This window comes from Streptomyces sp. NBC_00647, assembly GCF_045207245.1.
GTDB lineage: Bacteria > Actinomycetota > Actinomycetes > Streptomycetales > Streptomycetaceae > Streptomyces.
Map to the genome: position 1 here is coordinate 2,860,349 of NZ_CP109040.1, position 14,315 is coordinate 2,874,663.

Genomic DNA, 14,315 nt, shown 5'->3' on the forward strand with positions numbered 1-14,315 from the left:
GCCCGCCGAGCGACTCCAGCCCGTACGGCGTCCCGCCCGGCCTCGGCGCGCCGGGCCCGGCCGGCACACCCGGCGGCGCGCGCCGGCTCAGGCCGCGATGCCCACCACCAGCCAGATGAAGGCCACGCCCGCGACCGTGCACAGCAGGGTCGAGCGGGCGGGGTGCTCGTGGTGCGCCTCCGGAAGGATCTCGGCGGCGGCGAGGTAGAGGAGCGCGCCGCCGAACAGGCCGAGATAGCCGCCGAGCAGCGGCTCGGGGATGGTGACGAAGAGGGTGGAAGCGGCGCCGATCATGGGGGCCGCCGCGTCCGCGTACAGCATGAGCAGGGCCTTGCGGCGGGCGTTCCCGTACAGGCTCGTGATCGTGTACGTGTTGAAGCCGTCCGCGAAGTCGTGGGCGATCACCGCGAGGGACACCGCCAGCCCCATGCCGCCGCCGACCTGGAAGGCGGCGCCGATCGCGACGCCGTCCATCGCGCTGTGGCCGACCATGGCACCGGCCGCCGTGAGGCCCACCTCGGGCGCGCGTCCGTCGTTCTCCTCGCCGCCGTGCGCGGCCTGGCGGTGCGCCAGCAGGCGTTCGACCAGATGGGCCAGCAGAAATCCGGCCACGAAGAGAAGCAGCGCGGCCGGTACACCGAACACCTCGGTGCCCGCCGCGGCCAGTGCCTCCGGGAGCAGGTCGAGGCCGACCACGCCGAGCATGAGGCCGCCGGCCAGGCCGAGGACCAGATGGCGACGGTCGGTCACCCGCTGTGCCGTCCAGCCGCCGGCCAGCGTCATCAGGAACGCGCCGAGCGCGACGAGGACCGCCATAGGCCCTTGCTATCCGATCAACCCCCGTTCGCGCACCTCCGGCGACGACCCCACGCCCACTGAAGCTGTCGCAGCACCTGTCGCAGCACCCGAGATCTTTCGTAGGAGAGGACCGATTCCCATGGCCGATGCCCCCACCGGCAAAGTGACCTTCGTCGGTGCCGGCCCCGGCGCCGCCGACCTGCTGACGTTCCGCGCCGCGCGCGCCATCGCCGACGCCGACGTCGTGATCTGGGCGGCGAGCCTGGTGCAGGCCGAGGTCCTCGACCACGCGCGCGAGGGCGCCGAGATCCTCGACTCGGCGACGATGTCGCTGGAGGACGTCGTCGCCGTGTACGAGCGGGCCCGCGCCGAAGGCCTGCGGGTGGCGCGGATCCACTCCGGCGACCCGGCCCTGTGGGGCGGTACGCAGGAGCAGGTCGACCGGTGCGCCGAACTCGGCATCGAGACCGAGATCGTGCCGGGCGTCTCGTCCTTCTCCGCCGTCGCCGCGATCGCGCAGCGCGAGCTGACGATTCCCGAGGTCGCGCAGTCCGTGATCCTCACCCGGCTCGGCGGCGGCAAGACGCCGATGCCGCCCGGGGAGGACGTACGGGAGTTCGCGAAGCACGGCACGACGATGGCGCTGTTCCTGTCGGCTGCCCGCAGCGGCCAGCTCGTACGGGAGCTGCTGGAGGGCGGCTATCCGACGACCACGCCGGTCGTGGTGGCCTACCAGGCGACCTGGCCGGAGGAGCTGATCGTGAAGTGCACGATCGGCACGCTGGAGGAGACCGTCAAGGAGCACAAGCTCTGGAAGCACACCCTCTTCCTGGTCGGCCCGGCGCTCGACGCGAGCGGCACCCGCTCGCACCTCTACCACCCCGGCCACTTCCACGGCTTCCGCAAGGCCGACCCGCAGGCGCGCGCCGAGCTGCGCGCGGCGCGCCGGGGCAGTGCGCAGGGTCCCGCGTCGTGAACGTCGACGTAGTCGGCGCGGAGGGGGAGTCGATCGGTACCGAGGGAGGGTCCGTCGTCCCGGCGGACCGCTCCGTGGTGATCACCGTCGTCGGTACGGGCACGGGGGCGCCGCTGTCCCCGGACGCCAGGCGCGTGCTCGCCGGGGCCGGGCTGGTCGTGGGTGCCGGTCGGCATCTGGCGGCTGCCGCGCTGCCCGAGCGGGCCGAACGGGTCGTGCTCGGCCCGCTGTCCCCGGCTCTCGACCGCATCGAGCGGTACACGGACGGCGGTGCGCGCGGGGGCCCGGTCGTGGTGCTCGCCTCGGGGGACCCCGGGTTCTTCGGGATCGTGCGGGCGCTGGCCGAGCGGTTCGGGGCGGAGCGGCTGGACGTGCGCCCCGGCGTCTCGTCCGTGGCGACCGCCTTCGCCCGGCTCGGGCTGCCCTGGGACGACGCGGTGGTGGTCAGCGCGCACGGGCGTGCGTTGCGTACGGCCGTCCAGATCTGCCGGTCGCAGCCCAAAGTGGCCGTGCTGACCGGCCCGGGGTCAGGGCCCGCCGAGCTGGGCGCCGCGCTCGTCCATCGCGGCGCCGAGCGCGTCCTCGTCGTGGCGAGCGCCCTGGGCGACCCGGAGCGCGAGCGCGTCGAGCGGGTCACGCCCGCCGAGGCCGCCGCCCGCGACTGGGGCACGGCGGTCAGCGTCGTGCTGTGCCTCGACGAGTCCCGTGCCCTCGCTCCGGTGCGGACCGTCGCCGGGCCGCGTCCCGGGCCCGACCGATGGGCCCTGGACGAGGACGAGTTCGCCCACCGCGACTCGATGATCAGCAAGTTCGAGGTACGGGCGCTGGCGCTGGCCCGGATCGGACCGCGGCTCGGCGAGCTGGTCTGGGACGTCGGCGCGGGCTCCGGTTCCGTCGCCGTCGAGTGCGCGCGGTTCGGCGCCGCGGTGACCGCGGTCGAGAAGACCCGGGACGGCTGCGACCGCATCCGCGCCAACGCCGCCGCGCACGGCGTGGACGTGCGGGTCGTGCACGGGGCCGCGCCCACGGTGCTGTCCGACCTGGACGATCCGGACGCGGTGTTCATCGGCGGCGGCGGACGCGAACTGCCCGCCATCGTCACGGTCTGCGCGCGCCGGGCCCGGCGGGCCGTCGTGATCGCCATGGCCTCGCTCGACCGGGTGCCGGCCGCGCGGGACGCGCTCACCGCGGCCGGGTTCACCTGCGACGGCGTCCTGCTGCAGTCGTCGCGGCTCGCCCCGTTGCCGGGAGACGTCTCCCGGCTCGCGGCGACCAATCCCGTTTTTGTGCTGTGGGGCCTCCGGCCTCCGGCCCGTACCGAAGGAGTCCCCCAGTGATCGGCCTGATTTCCGCCACGGCGGCGGGCGCGGCGGCCCGTGACCGGCTGGCCGCCGCCTGGTCCACGCGTGCCCGGGTCTACGACGGGTCCGTGGCGGACGCCGTGCGGCGGGCCTTCGCGGAGTGCGACCAGGTGGTGTGCTTCCTCGCCACGGGCGCGGTCGTACGGCTCGTCGCGCCCCTCCTCGTCGACAAGGGGTCGGACCCCGGGGTGGTGTGCGTCGACGAGGCCGGACGGTTCGCCGTGTCGCTGGTCGGCGGTCACGCGGGCGGGGCGAACGAACTCGCCCGCGAGGTCGCTGAGTTGCTCGGCGCCGAGCCGGTGGTGACGACGGCGACCGACGCGGTGGGGGTACCCGGTCTCGACACCCTGGGCTTCCCCGTGGAAGGCGATCTCGCCACGGTCTCGCGGGCCATGCTGGACGGTGAACCCGTGGTGCTGGAGGCGGAGTCGCCCTGGCCGCTGCCCGCGCTGCCGCCGAACGTGGGGAGCCCGGCGGAGTCGGGCGCCGCCGTCCTTCGGATCTCCGACCGCGACCGGGAACCTGCCGCGCGCGAGGTCGTCCTGCGCCCGCCGTCGCTCGTCGTCGGTGTCGGCGCCTCCCGGGGCGCGCCCGTGGAGGAGGTCCTCGGGCTCGTCGAAGGCACTCTGCGGGAGGCCGGACTCTCCGTGCGGTCGGTCGCCGGACTGGCCACCGTCGACGCCAAGTCCGAGGAGCCCGGCATCGTCGGGGCCGCGGCGCGGCTCGGGGTTCCGGTCGTCACGTACAGCGCCGAGGAGCTGGCGGCGGTGGCGGTCCCGAACCCCTCCGAGGCGCCGCTCGCCGCCGTGGGCACCCCGTCCGTCGCGGAGGCCGCCGCGCTCGTCGGCGGGGGTGAACTCCTCGTCCCCAAGCGGAAGTCGGTGCGGGCGGACGGAAAGCCCGCGATGGCGACCTGCGCGGTGGTGCGCCGGCCGGCCCGCGGGCGGCTCGCGGTCGTGGGCCTCGGCCCCGGAGCCCGCGATCTGCTGACGCCGCGCGCGACGGCGGAGCTGCGGCGGGCCGCGGTGCTCGTCGGGCTCGACCAGTACGTCGACCAGATCCGCGACCTGCTGCGGCCCGGCACCCTGATCCTGGAGTCGGGGCTCGGTGCCGAGGAGGAGCGGGCGCGCACGGCGGTGGCCGAGGCGCGGCGCGGACAGGCGGTGGCCCTGATCGGCAGCGGTGACGCGGGCGTCTACGCGATGGCGTCGCCCGCGCTGGCCGAGGCGTCCGACGACATCGACGTCGTCGGGGTGCCGGGCGTGACCGCGGCGCTCGCGGCCGGGGCGATCCTGGGCGCACCGCTCGGCCACGACCATGTGTCGATCAGCCTGTCCGACCTGCACACCCCGTGGGAGGTCATCGAGCGCCGGGTGCGCGCGGCGGCCGAGGCCGACATCGTCGTGACCTTCTACAACCCGCGCAGCCGGGGCCGGGACTGGCAGCTCCCCAAGGCGCTCACGATCCTCGCGGAGCACCGGGAGCCGGCGACGCCGGTCGGTGTGGTGCGCAACGCCTCCCGCCCGGACGAGTCGAGCCGGGTCACGACGCTGGGGTCCCTGGATCCGGCGATCGTCGACATGATGACCGTGGTGACCGTGGGCAACACGGCGACCCGCGAGATCGCCGGGCGCATGGTGACCCCGCGCGGCTACCGCTGGCAGGAGGAGTCCAAGTGAGCCAGGTGTTCCCCGAGGCCCGGATCGTGCACCCCATCGAACAGGAGTCCTTCCGGCGGCTGCGCGCCCGCCTGGACACCTCGCATTTCCCGCCGCTGACACGTGCCGTGGTGGAGCGGGTGATCCACTCCGCCGCGGACCTGGAGTACGCGGACGACCTCGTCACCGACGAGGACGCCCTGCGCCGGGCGCACGCGGCGCTGCACGCCGGGGCACCCGTCGTGGTGGACGTCGAGATGGTGGCGGCGGGCATCACGCGCCGGTCCACCGTCTGCCGCCTCAAGGACGCCGAGTCGGGCCCCGGTCTCACGCGTTCGGCGCACGCCGTCCGGCTCGCGTACGAGGAGGTCGGGCCCGGCGCGCTGTGGGTGATCGGCTGTGCGCCCACCGCCCTGGAGGAGTTGCTGCGGCTGGACGCCGGCCCGGCGCTCGTCATCGGTCTGCCCGTCGGTTTCGTCGGCGCGGCCGAGTCCAAGGCCGCGCTCCGCGAGAGCGGCCTTCCCGCCGTCAGCAACGTGTCCGAGAAGGGCGGTTCGGCGGTCGCGGCCGCCGCACTCAACGCCCTGCTGTACCACCCCGTTCCCCAGGCCGACCAGGCCTCGACGACCGCTGAGGCCACCTCGGCCGCCAAGGAGACATCGTGACCACCCCGCCCCCCGCGCTGCTCATCGCCGGACACGGCACCCGGGACGAGGCCGGAGCCGAGGCCTTCCGCTCCTTCGTAGGGGAGTTGGGACGCCGTCACCCCGAACTGCCCGTCGCCGGAGGGTTCATCGAGCTGTCGCCGCCGCCGCTGGGCGACGCCGTGAGCGAACTGGTCGGGCGGGGGGTACGGCGTTTCGCCGCCGTACCGCTGATGCTGGTGTCCGCCGGGCACGCCAAGGGCGACATCCCGGCGGCCCTGACCCGCGAGAAGGAGCGGCACCCCGGGATCTCGTACACGTACGGGCGTCCGCTGGGCCCGCATCCGTCGCTGCTCGCCGTGCTGGAGCGGCGGCTGGACGAGGCCCTCGGAGGCACCACCCGCACGCCCGAGGACCGGGCCGATGTGACGGTGCTGCTCGTGGGCCGCGGGTCCACCGACCCGGACGCCAACGCCGAGGTGCACAAGGCGGCCCGGCTGCTGTGGGAGGGCCGGGGGTACGCGGGCGTCGAGACGGCGTTCGTGTCGCTGGCCGCCCCCGACGTGCCGTCCGGCCTCGACCGCTGCGTCAAGCTGGGCGCGCGCCGGATCGTGGTCCTGCCCTACTTCCTGTTCACCGGCATCCTTCCGGACCGGGTGCGGCGGCAGACGGAGGGCTGGGCCGCCGCGCACCCGGAGGTCGAGGTGCGCTCCGCCGACGTCATCGGCCCCGAGCCCGAGCTGCTCGACCTGGTCATGGAGCGCTACCGGGAGGCCGTCCAGGGCGACCTGCGGATGAACTGCGACTCCTGCGTCTACCGGATCGCGCTGCCCGGTTTCGAGGACAAGGTGGGGCTCCCCCAGCAGCCGCACTTCCATCCGGACGACGACGGCCACCACGACGGACACGGGCACCACCATCACGGGGGACACACCCACTCCCATGCGCACTGAAGAGGCCGCCGAGGGCGGGCACGATCTGCGGCACCACGGAGACGCCGAGGTGCGGGACGACGGTTCGGCGCTCACCGATCTCGCCGTGAACGTCCGCGCGGACACACCGCCCGGGTGGCTGCGCGAACGGATCGCCGCGTCGCTGACCGGGCTCGCCGCCTATCCGGACGGGCGGGCCGCGCGGGCCGCGGTGGCGGCGCGGCACGGGCTGCCGGTGGAGCGGGTGCTGCTCACGGCGGGCGCGGCCGAGGCCTTCGTGCTGCTCGCGCGCGCCCTGAGGGTGCGGCGGCCGGTCGTCGTGCATCCGCAGTTCACGGAGCCGGAGGCGGCGCTGCGGGACGCCGGCCACACGGTGGGCCGCGTGCTGCTGCGCGAGGAGGACGGCTTCCGGCTCGACGCGGCCGCCGTCCCCGAGGACGCCGACCTCGTCGTGATCGGCAATCCGACCAATCCGACGTCGGTCCTGCACCCGGCGGCGGCCATCGCCGGACTGGCCCGCCCAGGGCGGGTGCTGGTGGTCGACGAGGCGTTCATGGACGCGGTGCCGGGTGAGCGCGAGGCCCTGGCCGGGCGGACGGACGTGCCCGGTCTCGTCGTGCTGCGCAGCCTCACGAAGACATGGGGTCTCGCCGGGCTGCGGATCGGCTACGTGCTCGCCGACCCCGGCACGATCGCGCGACTGGAACGCGCCCAGCCGCTCTGGCCGGTCTCCACACCCGCCCTCGCGGCGGCCGAGGCCTGTATGTCCTCGCAGGCGCTCGCCGAGGCGGCGCACGCGGCACACCGGATCGCCACGGACCGGGCCCATCTGGTCGCGGGGCTGCGGGAGTTCACCTGCTCCGACGGGCTGCGCGTGGTGGAGCCCGCGGAGGGTCCCTTCGTCCTGGTCCGACTGCCGCGGGCCGCCGGTGTGCGGCGGGCGCTTCGCGGTCTCGGGTTCGCGGTGCGGCGCGGGGACACGTTTCCCGGGCTCGGGGACGAGTGGCTGCGGATCGCGGTGCGGGACCGGACGACGGTCAACCGGTTCCTGCAGGCGCTGGACCGGGCGATGACGTTGAGCGGGGGCCAGGCGGGAGCTGCTCCGCCCCCGCCCGACCCCCGCCCGGGGCTACCGCCCCGGTCCCCCGCCTCGACCTGAACGGCCTTGCCGTCCTCGGGTGCCGGACAGGCTGAGCCCCCCTCAGCCCGCCCGGCACCCGAGGAGCGGTGACCGGGCGGAGCCTCCGGGCCGAGCCCCGGGCCCCCGTGCAGGCCCCCGGGCGGAGCCGCGAGCAAGGCCCTGGCGGTCCTGTGCGGTGGGCCGGGCGGAGCCCCGTACGAGACCCGGGCGGAGCCCCTGGCGGTGAGCCGGGCGGAGCCCTGTGCCAGGCCCCGGACAGTGAGCCGGACGAGGCCCCGTACAAGACCCCTGGCGGAGCCCCTGGCGGTGAGCCGGGCGGAGCCCTGTGCCAGGCCCCGGACGGTGAGCCGGGCGGAGCCCCGTGTGAGGCTCCGAGCGGTGGGCCGGGCAGCGCACCGGGGGGTGGGCCGTCAGTTTCGGCGGCGGCGGGAGAGGGCGACCGCTCCGCCGCCCGCGGTGAGCAGCGCCACCGCGCCGGCGGCCAGGTACGGCGTCGTGGAGCTGCCCCCGGTCTCGGCGAGGCCCTCCTCCGCGGGAGCGCCCTGCGGGGTCACCTCGGCCACCGGGTCGGCGGGTGCGGCCTCCTGGGCGACGGGCTCCTCCGGCGACTCGCAGGTCGCGCTCGCCAGCTTCAGCGTGCCCTCCACCTCGGCCACGTTCAGCTTCAACGGGTTGATGGACACCTTGAGTTCGAGCGCGGACGCGGCGGCCGTACGGGTGGTGGTCTCGGTCTTGGAGAGGTCGAGCCTCACCTCGCCGACCCCGGGGACCTTCACGTGTGTCGGGCCGCCCGTCGACAGCGTCACCTTCTTGCCGAGAACGGTGACGGATCCCAGCAGGTTGGCGGTGGCGACGGGCTTCTTCCCCGCCTCGCAGGTCGCCTTCGAGGTCACCTCCTCGACCTCGACGAGCGACAGCAGCGGCAGCCCGGGGACATGGACGGCGGCGTGCGCGAGGCGGGTGGCGCCCTCGGCCTTCCCGGCGGAGACGGTGGCCTTGGCGGTGGCGACGTCCGCGCGCAGCACGCTGAACGGACGTCCGCCGTCGACGCCGTCCAAGCGGGCGGTGAGCGCGGTCTTCTCGGCACTGTCCGGTGCCTGCACCTCGTTCAGGGAGACCGCGAGCGGGACGTTCACGGTCTTGTTGAGGAGGGACACGTCGAGTCCGGTCCGGAGCACGACGGCGCTCGCGCGACCGTGGTCGGTGGTCGCGTGCGCCGAGCCCGCGCCGGCCAGCGCGGTGGGACCCGCGGCGAGGACGGTGGCGGCCGCGGTGACGGCGAGACGGCGTGCGGGCATGCGGTGGTTGATGCTGTTCAAGGGTGGGACCCCCATAGGAGAAAGCCTGGGACCCGGAAAGAATTACGCACTGAGAGTGAACAGTCAGCCACCTGACGTGAGTTCACTCCTACGTGGGTCCTTAGCGCACGCCTTCGAATCCCGAGGCACGGGTGTTCCCCACGTCACTCGGTCAACACTCCAGAGAGAACACGCTGGTTGACGCGCCGGTCAGCGGCCGGCCGACGCGCCGGAGCGCACCCGGCGGTGCGTAACGAGCGCGCCACCCCTTTCGTCACGCTCCGTCAACCACGCCCGCGCCGGCCGTGTCAGCCGACGACCCGCCCGTTGAGGACCACCCGCCGCGGAGCCGCCAGCACCCGTACGTCCGCACGCGGGTCCCCGTCGTAGACCACGAGGTCCGCGGGCGCCCCCTCGTCGAGGCCGGGCCGCCCGAGCCACCGCCGTGCGCCCCAGGTGGTGGCGGAGAGCGCCTCGACGGGCGGGATACCGGCGGTGACCAGCTCGGCGACCTCGCCCGCGACGAGCCCGTGCGCGAGGGAGCCGCCCGCGTCGGTGCCGACGTAGACGGGGATTCCGGCGTCGTACGCGGCGCGCACGGTGTCGTAGCGGCGTTCGTGGAGGCGTCGCATGTGGGCCGACCACCGGGGGAACTTCGCGTCGCCGCCGGCCGCGAGCCGCGGGAAGGTGGCGATGTTCACGAGGGTGGGGACGATGGCGACGCCGTGCTCGGCGAAGAGCGGGACGGTGTCCTCCGTGAGGCCCGTGGCGTGCTCGACGCAGTCGATGCCCGCCTCGACCAGGTCGCGGAGCGAGTCCTCGGCGAAGCAGTGCGCGGTGACCCGGGCGCCGAGCCGGTGTGCCTCGGCGATCGCCGCCTCGACGGCCTCGCGGGGCCAGCAGGCGCCCAGGTCGCCGGTGCCCCGGTCGAGCCAGTCCCCGACGAGCTTGACCCAGCCGTCGCCGCGCCGGGCCTCCTGGGCGACGTACGCGACGAGGTCCTCGGGCTCGATCTCGTGGGCGTAGTTGCGGATGTAGCGGCGGGTGCGGGCGATGTGCCGGCCCGCACGGATGATCTTCGGGAGGTCCTCGCGGTCGTCGACCCAACGGGTGTCGGAGGGCGAGCCGGCGTCCCGCACGAGGAGGGTGCCGGCGTCGCGGTCGGTCAGCGCCTGCTTCTCGGAGACGTCCGCGGGGACCGGGCCGTGGGCGTCGAGCCCGACATGGCAGTGCGCGTCGACCAGGCCCGGCAGCGCCCAGCCCTCGACGGTGCGGAGGTCACGGGCGCCGCCGGGGCGCTCGTACGAGATCCGGCCGCCGACGACCCACAGCTCGTCGCGGACGTCGTCGGGTCCGACGAGGACCCGCCCCTTCACGTGCAGTACCGGGTGATCGCTCATGGAAAGCACCTTAGTGAGGCGGCTCCCCCTGCTCGCCCGCCCGGTCCCGCTCCTCCCCGGGCAGGTCCTCCCCCTCGCCCCGCCCGGTCCTACTCCTGGTCCGTCGCGTCCGGCGTCCCGTCCTCGACGTCCGCCATCGCCGGGTCCAGCAGCCTGGACAGGAAGTGCCGTGTCCGCTCGTGGGCCGGGTCGCCGATGACCTGCGCCGGGGCGCCTTCCTCGACGATCACACCGCCGTCCATGAAGACGACCCGGTCGGCGACCTCGCGCGCGAAGGACATCTCGTGGGTGACCACCATCATCGTCATGCCCTCGTCGGCGAGCATCCGCATGACGGCGAGCACGTCGCCGACCAGTTCGGGGTCGAGCGCCGACGTCGGCTCGTCGAAGAGCATCACATCGGGCCCCATGGCGAGCGCGCGGGCGATCGCGACGCGCTGCTGCTGGCCGCCGGAGAGGGAGGCCGGATAGGCCTCGGCCTTCTCCGCGAGGCCCACCCGGGTGAGGTTCTCGGCCGCGATCCGGGCCGCCTCCGCCTTGTCCCGGCCTAGCACCCGGCGCTGCGGCAGCGTGAGGTTGCCGGTCACCGACAGATGGGGGAAGAGGTTGAACTGCTGGAAGACCATGCCGATACGACGGCGTACGGCGTCGATGTCGACGTCGGGGTCCGTGACCTCCGTGCCGCCCACGAACACCTGGCCCTTGCTGGGTTCCTCCAGGAGGTTCACACAGCGCAGCAGGGTCGACTTGCCGGAGCCGGACGGGCCGATGACACAGACGACCTCGCCCCGGGCGACCTCCAGGTCGATGCCGCGCAGGACCTCGTTGTCGCCGAAGGACTTGTGCAGGTCCTTCACCTGGATCTCGGGCGTGCTCACTTGGAGACCTCCCCCGACTTCGATTCGAGACGCCGTACGACGAAGCCGAGCGGGATCGTGACGAGCAGGTAGCACAGGCCCGCCACCAGGATCGGCGTGGAGTTGGCGGTCGTGCTCGCCAGGTCGCGGCCGTACTTGGACAGTTCGCGCTCCTCCAGGGTGACGCCGAGGAACAGCACCAGCGACGAGTCCTTGAAGAGGGTCACGAGTTCGTTGGTGAGCGGCGGGAGGATGATCCGGAACGCCTGCGGGACGATGATCGAGACCATGGCCCGCGCGTGCGAGAAGCCCAGCGAACGGGCCGCCTCCATCTGTCCCTTGGGCACGGCCTGGATGCCCGCGCGGAACGTCTCGGCCATGTACGCGGCCCCCACGAGCCCGAGCGCGATGGCGACCTTTCCATACGTTCCGCCCGGGATCTCCGTGCCCGGGAACGCGAGCGGCACCGCGACGCCCACGAAGATGAAGATCACCAGGGCGGGCAGCCCGCGGAAGACCTCGATGTAGATTCCGGCGAACCAGCGGTAGGGGCCCACCGAGGACAGGCGCATCAGGGCGATGACGATGCCCAGCACGAGACCGACGACGAAGCCGAACGTCGTGTAGAGGACGGTGTTCTTCAGCGCCAGCGTGATGACGTCCGGGAACATCTGCTTGACCAGGTCCCACTGGAAGAACTGGTTCTGCAGACGGCCCCAGTCCGCCGTGACCGCGAAGGCGATCACGACGGCGGCGAAGACGACGTACTGCGCGCCGCGCGACAGCGAGCGCTTCTGGCGCCGGCTCAGGCCGGACCGGCGGGGCTGGACGGGTGCGCCGGCATCACTCATGAGGCCGACGGAGAGGCGGAGGCCGCGGCCGCGTCGTACGGGCCGATCCACTTCTCGTAGAGCTTCTTGTACGTGCCGTCGGCCTTGGCGTCCGCGAGGGCCTTGTTGATGGCGGCGACGAGCTTGGTGTTGCCCTTCTTCACCGTGAAGCCGTACTGCTCACCGGTGTTGATGTTGTCGGCCACCTCGAAGGCGTCGGCGTTGGCCTTGTCCTTGAGCCAGCCCTGGACGACCGGGTAGTCGATGACGACGGCCTGCACCTGACCGCTGCGCAGCCCGCTGAGGACCGCGTCGGAGGACTCGAAGGAGACCGGGTCGAAGCCCTGCTGCTTCGCGTAGTCCTCGCCGGTGGTCTGCGCCTGGGCGCCGAGCTTCTTGCCCTTGGCCTTCACGTCGGCGAGGGAGGTGATCCCGCTGTTCTTGTCGACCAGGACGGCCTGGGTGGCGTCGAAGTACGGGTCGGAGAAGTCGACGTTCTTCTTGCGCTCCTCGGTGATCGTCATACCGGCGGCGGCGAGGTCGCACTGGTCGGAGTTGAGGAACGCGCCCGTCTTGAAGTTCTCGAAGGGCGTGTCGACGATGGCCTGCTTCACGCCCAGGTCGTCGGCGACGAGGTCGATCAGCGACACGTCGAAGCCCTGGACCTTGCCGTCGATCTCCGACTGGAAGGGCGGGTACGGCAGGTGGGTGCAGGTCGTGAGCTGGCCGCTCTTGACCAGCGGGACGCCGCCCGAGGCGGTCGTCTTGCCACCACCGTCGTCCGAGGAGCAGCCGGCCACGAGCAGCAGCCCGGCCGTGGCGGTGGTGGCGGCCAGAATGCGTGTCCGGCGTCCGAGGACCGAGTTCACGGAGACCTCCTGTGAGGGAACTGAGGGTTCCGATTATAAGGAAAGGTTTGGGTTGCTCAAATCAATCCGATGGTCACTGGGCCGTCTGGCCTCAGAACTCGCCGGTCCGTGTGCGTCGGCGACCGACAGTTACGCTCTGATCGTCGACTCCCGTGAACGAAGAGAGCAGCGCCGTGACCCACCCCCTTCTTGACCTGGCGCCGCTGAGCGCCGCGCACTTCGCGTCGATCGAGGACCGCGTCGCCCGGCTGCTCTCCACCGAGCAGGACGTCGTGATCATGCAGGGCGAGGCGCTGCTGCCCCTGGAGGGCGCCATCCGCGGCACGGCCGGCCCCGGCACCACCGCCCTGAACGTCATCACCGGCCCCTACGGGCAGACCTTCGGGAACTGGCTGCGGGACTGCGGGGCGACCGTGATCGACCTGGCCGTGCCGTTCCACGCCGCGGTCACCGCCGAGCAGATCCGCGAGGCCTTCGCCGAGCACCCCTCGATCGACTTCGTGTCGCTCGTGCACGCGGAGGCCGCCACCGGGAACACCAACCCGGTCGCGGAGATCGGCGAGGTCGTCCGCGAGCACGGCGCGCTCTTCTACCTGGACGCGGTCGCGTCGATCGGCGCCGAGCCGGTGCTGCCGGACGCCTGGGGTGTCGACCTGTGCGTGATCGGGGCCCAGAAGGCGATGGGCGGCCCGGCCGGGGTGTCGGCGGTGTCGGTGAGCGAGCGGGCGTGGGCCCGGATGGCCTCGAACCCCGCCGCGCCGCGCCGTTCCTACCTCTCCCTGCTGGACTGGAAGGAGCGGTGGGTCGACGGTGGCCGCACGGCGTTGCTGCACGCTCCGGCGCAGTTGGAGATGCTGGCGCTGGAGGCGTGTGTCGAGCGGATCGAGGGCGAGGGTCTCGACGCGGTGATGACCCGGCACGCCTCGGCCGCCGCGGCCACCCGGGCCGGAGCCGTGGCACTCGGCGGGGGGCTGAAGCCGTTCGTGCACGCCACCTCCGACGCCGCGCCCGTCGCCACCACACTGCAGGTGCCCGAGGAGGTGGACGCGTCCGCCGTGGTCGCCAAGGCGCTGGCCGCGGATCCCGCGCTGCCGCTCGCCGCGGGGGGCGGCGCTCTCGCGCGGTCGATGATCCGCGTGAACCACTACGGCCCCGACGCCACGCGCGGTGTCGTCCACTCCAGCCTCGCGGGCCTGGGCGCGGCGCTCACCGAGTCCGGCTTCCCGGTGGACCTGGAAGCGGCGCGCCGGGCCGTGGCGCTGGCCTGGGACTGATCCGGGCGCACCCGGCGGGGGCGTCCGCGCCTCCGCCGGGCGGAGAAGGCCGACGAGAAAGCGGGAGCCCGGAGAACCCCCGAGGCCCCGGTGTGCCCCGAAGAACGCGAACAGCCCGGAGAGCCCACGGGACTCCGAACGGTGATGCGGCGGGAATTGCACATCCTCTCCACACGCTTATCCTGCCGTTAATACGGAACCGAATTGGCTCCGCACAGCTTCCCGCATTCTTCTGCCCGCTTTCTCTGTACCTAAACGCAAAGATTTCGCGAACACC

13 protein-coding genes are annotated in these 14,315 nt (G+C 73.4%); 7 read left to right on the plus strand and 6 right to left on the minus strand.

Features of this window, described 5'->3' with window-relative positions; all coding sequences use genetic code 11:
• Positions 1 to 87: 87 nt before the first annotated feature.
• Positions 88 to 816 (minus strand): ZIP family metal transporter, encoded by a 729-nt coding sequence (locus OG788_RS12615; RefSeq protein WP_266757258.1) that lies wholly within the window; start codon positions 814 to 816, stop codon positions 88 to 90.
• Positions 817 to 937: 121 nt separating this feature from the next.
• Here OG788_RS12615 and cobM point away from each other — a divergent pair, with 121 nt between their 5' ends.
• From cobM to cobC, 6 genes are all read left to right on the plus strand, one after another.
• The gene (gene cobM / locus OG788_RS12620) at positions 938 to 1,774 is read left to right on the plus strand and encodes a precorrin-4 C(11)-methyltransferase (protein WP_351537553.1); all 837 of its coding nucleotides are present in this window, start codon (positions 938 to 940) and stop codon (positions 1,772 to 1,774) included.
• A 77-nt stretch (positions 1,775 to 1,851) separates the two neighbouring features.
• Positions 1,852 to 3,111, plus strand: a complete 1,260-nt coding sequence (gene cbiE / locus OG788_RS12625; protein WP_406376734.1) for a precorrin-6y C5,15-methyltransferase (decarboxylating) subunit CbiE — start codon at positions 1,852 to 1,854, stop codon at positions 3,109 to 3,111.
• On the plus strand, positions 3,108 to 4,814 hold the full coding sequence (gene cobJ, locus OG788_RS12630; protein WP_406370768.1) for a precorrin-3B C(17)-methyltransferase: 1,707 nt from the start codon (positions 3,108 to 3,110) through the stop codon (positions 4,812 to 4,814). Before cbiE ends, cobJ begins: the two co-directional genes overlap by 4 nt.
• Positions 4,815 to 4,819: 5 nt before the next feature.
• Positions 4,820 to 5,458 (plus strand): precorrin-8X methylmutase, encoded by a 639-nt coding sequence (locus tag OG788_RS12635; protein WP_406376735.1) that lies wholly within the window; start codon positions 4,820 to 4,822, stop codon positions 5,456 to 5,458.
• The gene (locus tag OG788_RS12640; RefSeq protein WP_406370770.1) at positions 5,455 to 6,390 is read left to right on the plus strand and encodes a sirohydrochlorin chelatase; all 936 of its coding nucleotides are present in this window, start codon (positions 5,455 to 5,457) and stop codon (positions 6,388 to 6,390) included. The genes OG788_RS12635 and OG788_RS12640 overlap by 4 nt, the downstream gene beginning before the upstream one ends.
• Entirely contained in the window at positions 6,380 to 7,528 is a 1,149-nt protein-coding gene (cobC, locus tag OG788_RS12645) for an Rv2231c family pyridoxal phosphate-dependent protein CobC (RefSeq protein WP_406370772.1), read from the plus strand. Before OG788_RS12640 ends, cobC begins: the two co-directional genes overlap by 11 nt.
• 392 nt (positions 7,529 to 7,920) lie before the next feature.
• On the opposite strand, the gene OG788_RS12650 is transcribed toward cobC, so the two are convergent.
• From OG788_RS12650 to OG788_RS12670, 5 genes are all read right to left on the minus strand, one after another.
• Entirely contained in the window at positions 7,921 to 8,808 is an 888-nt protein-coding gene (locus OG788_RS12650) for an SCO1860 family LAETG-anchored protein (RefSeq protein WP_406370774.1), read from the minus strand.
• A gap of 308 nt (positions 8,809 to 9,116) precedes the next feature.
• Complete coding sequence (locus tag OG788_RS12655; protein ID WP_266757271.1) at positions 9,117 to 10,208, minus strand: amidohydrolase family protein; 1,092 nt, start codon at positions 10,206 to 10,208, stop codon at positions 9,117 to 9,119.
• Between the two features lie 89 nt (positions 10,209 to 10,297).
• Complete coding sequence (locus OG788_RS12660) at positions 10,298 to 11,086, minus strand: amino acid ABC transporter ATP-binding protein (protein WP_406370775.1); 789 nt, start codon at positions 11,084 to 11,086, stop codon at positions 10,298 to 10,300.
• Positions 11,083 to 11,916 (minus strand): amino acid ABC transporter permease, encoded by an 834-nt coding sequence (locus tag OG788_RS12665; protein ID WP_351537531.1) that lies wholly within the window; start codon positions 11,914 to 11,916, stop codon positions 11,083 to 11,085. The genes OG788_RS12660 and OG788_RS12665 overlap by 4 nt, the downstream gene beginning before the upstream one ends.
• Positions 11,913 to 12,764 carry a transporter substrate-binding domain-containing protein gene (locus OG788_RS12670; protein ID WP_351537528.1) on the minus strand — a complete coding sequence of 284 codons (852 nt, stop codon included), beginning with the start codon at positions 12,762 to 12,764 and terminating at the stop codon, positions 11,913 to 11,915. Before OG788_RS12670 ends, OG788_RS12665 begins: the two co-directional genes overlap by 4 nt.
• Before the next feature lie 173 nt (positions 12,765 to 12,937).
• On the opposite strand from OG788_RS12670, the gene OG788_RS12675 reads away from it, so the two are divergent.
• The gene (locus OG788_RS12675; RefSeq protein WP_406376736.1) at positions 12,938 to 14,038 is read left to right on the plus strand and encodes a pyridoxal-phosphate-dependent aminotransferase family protein; all 1,101 of its coding nucleotides are present in this window, start codon (positions 12,938 to 12,940) and stop codon (positions 14,036 to 14,038) included.
• Positions 14,039 to 14,315 lie beyond the last annotated feature (277 nt).

Excerpts from the sequence above, each read along its gene's own strand:
- OG788_RS12655 (WP_266757271.1), bottom strand. The coding sequence starts at position 10,208 with ATGAGCGATCACCCGGTACTGCACGTGAAGGGGCGGGTCCTCGTCGGA.
- OG788_RS12615 (WP_266757258.1), bottom strand. The coding sequence starts at position 816 with ATGGCGGTCCTCGTCGCGCTCGGCGCGTTCCTGATGACGCTGGCCGGC.
- OG788_RS12650 (WP_406370774.1), bottom strand. The coding sequence starts at position 8,808 with ATGCCCGCACGCCGTCTCGCCGTCACCGCGGCCGCCACCGTCCTCGCC.
- cobC (WP_406370772.1), top strand. The coding sequence starts at position 6,380 with ATGCGCACTGAAGAGGCCGCCGAGGGCGGGCACGATCTGCGGCACCAC.
- cobM (WP_351537553.1), top strand. The coding sequence starts at position 938 with ATGGCCGATGCCCCCACCGGCAAAGTGACCTTCGTCGGTGCCGGCCCC.
- OG788_RS12665 (WP_351537531.1), bottom strand. The coding sequence starts at position 11,916 with ATGAGTGATGCCGGCGCACCCGTCCAGCCCCGCCGGTCCGGCCTGAGC.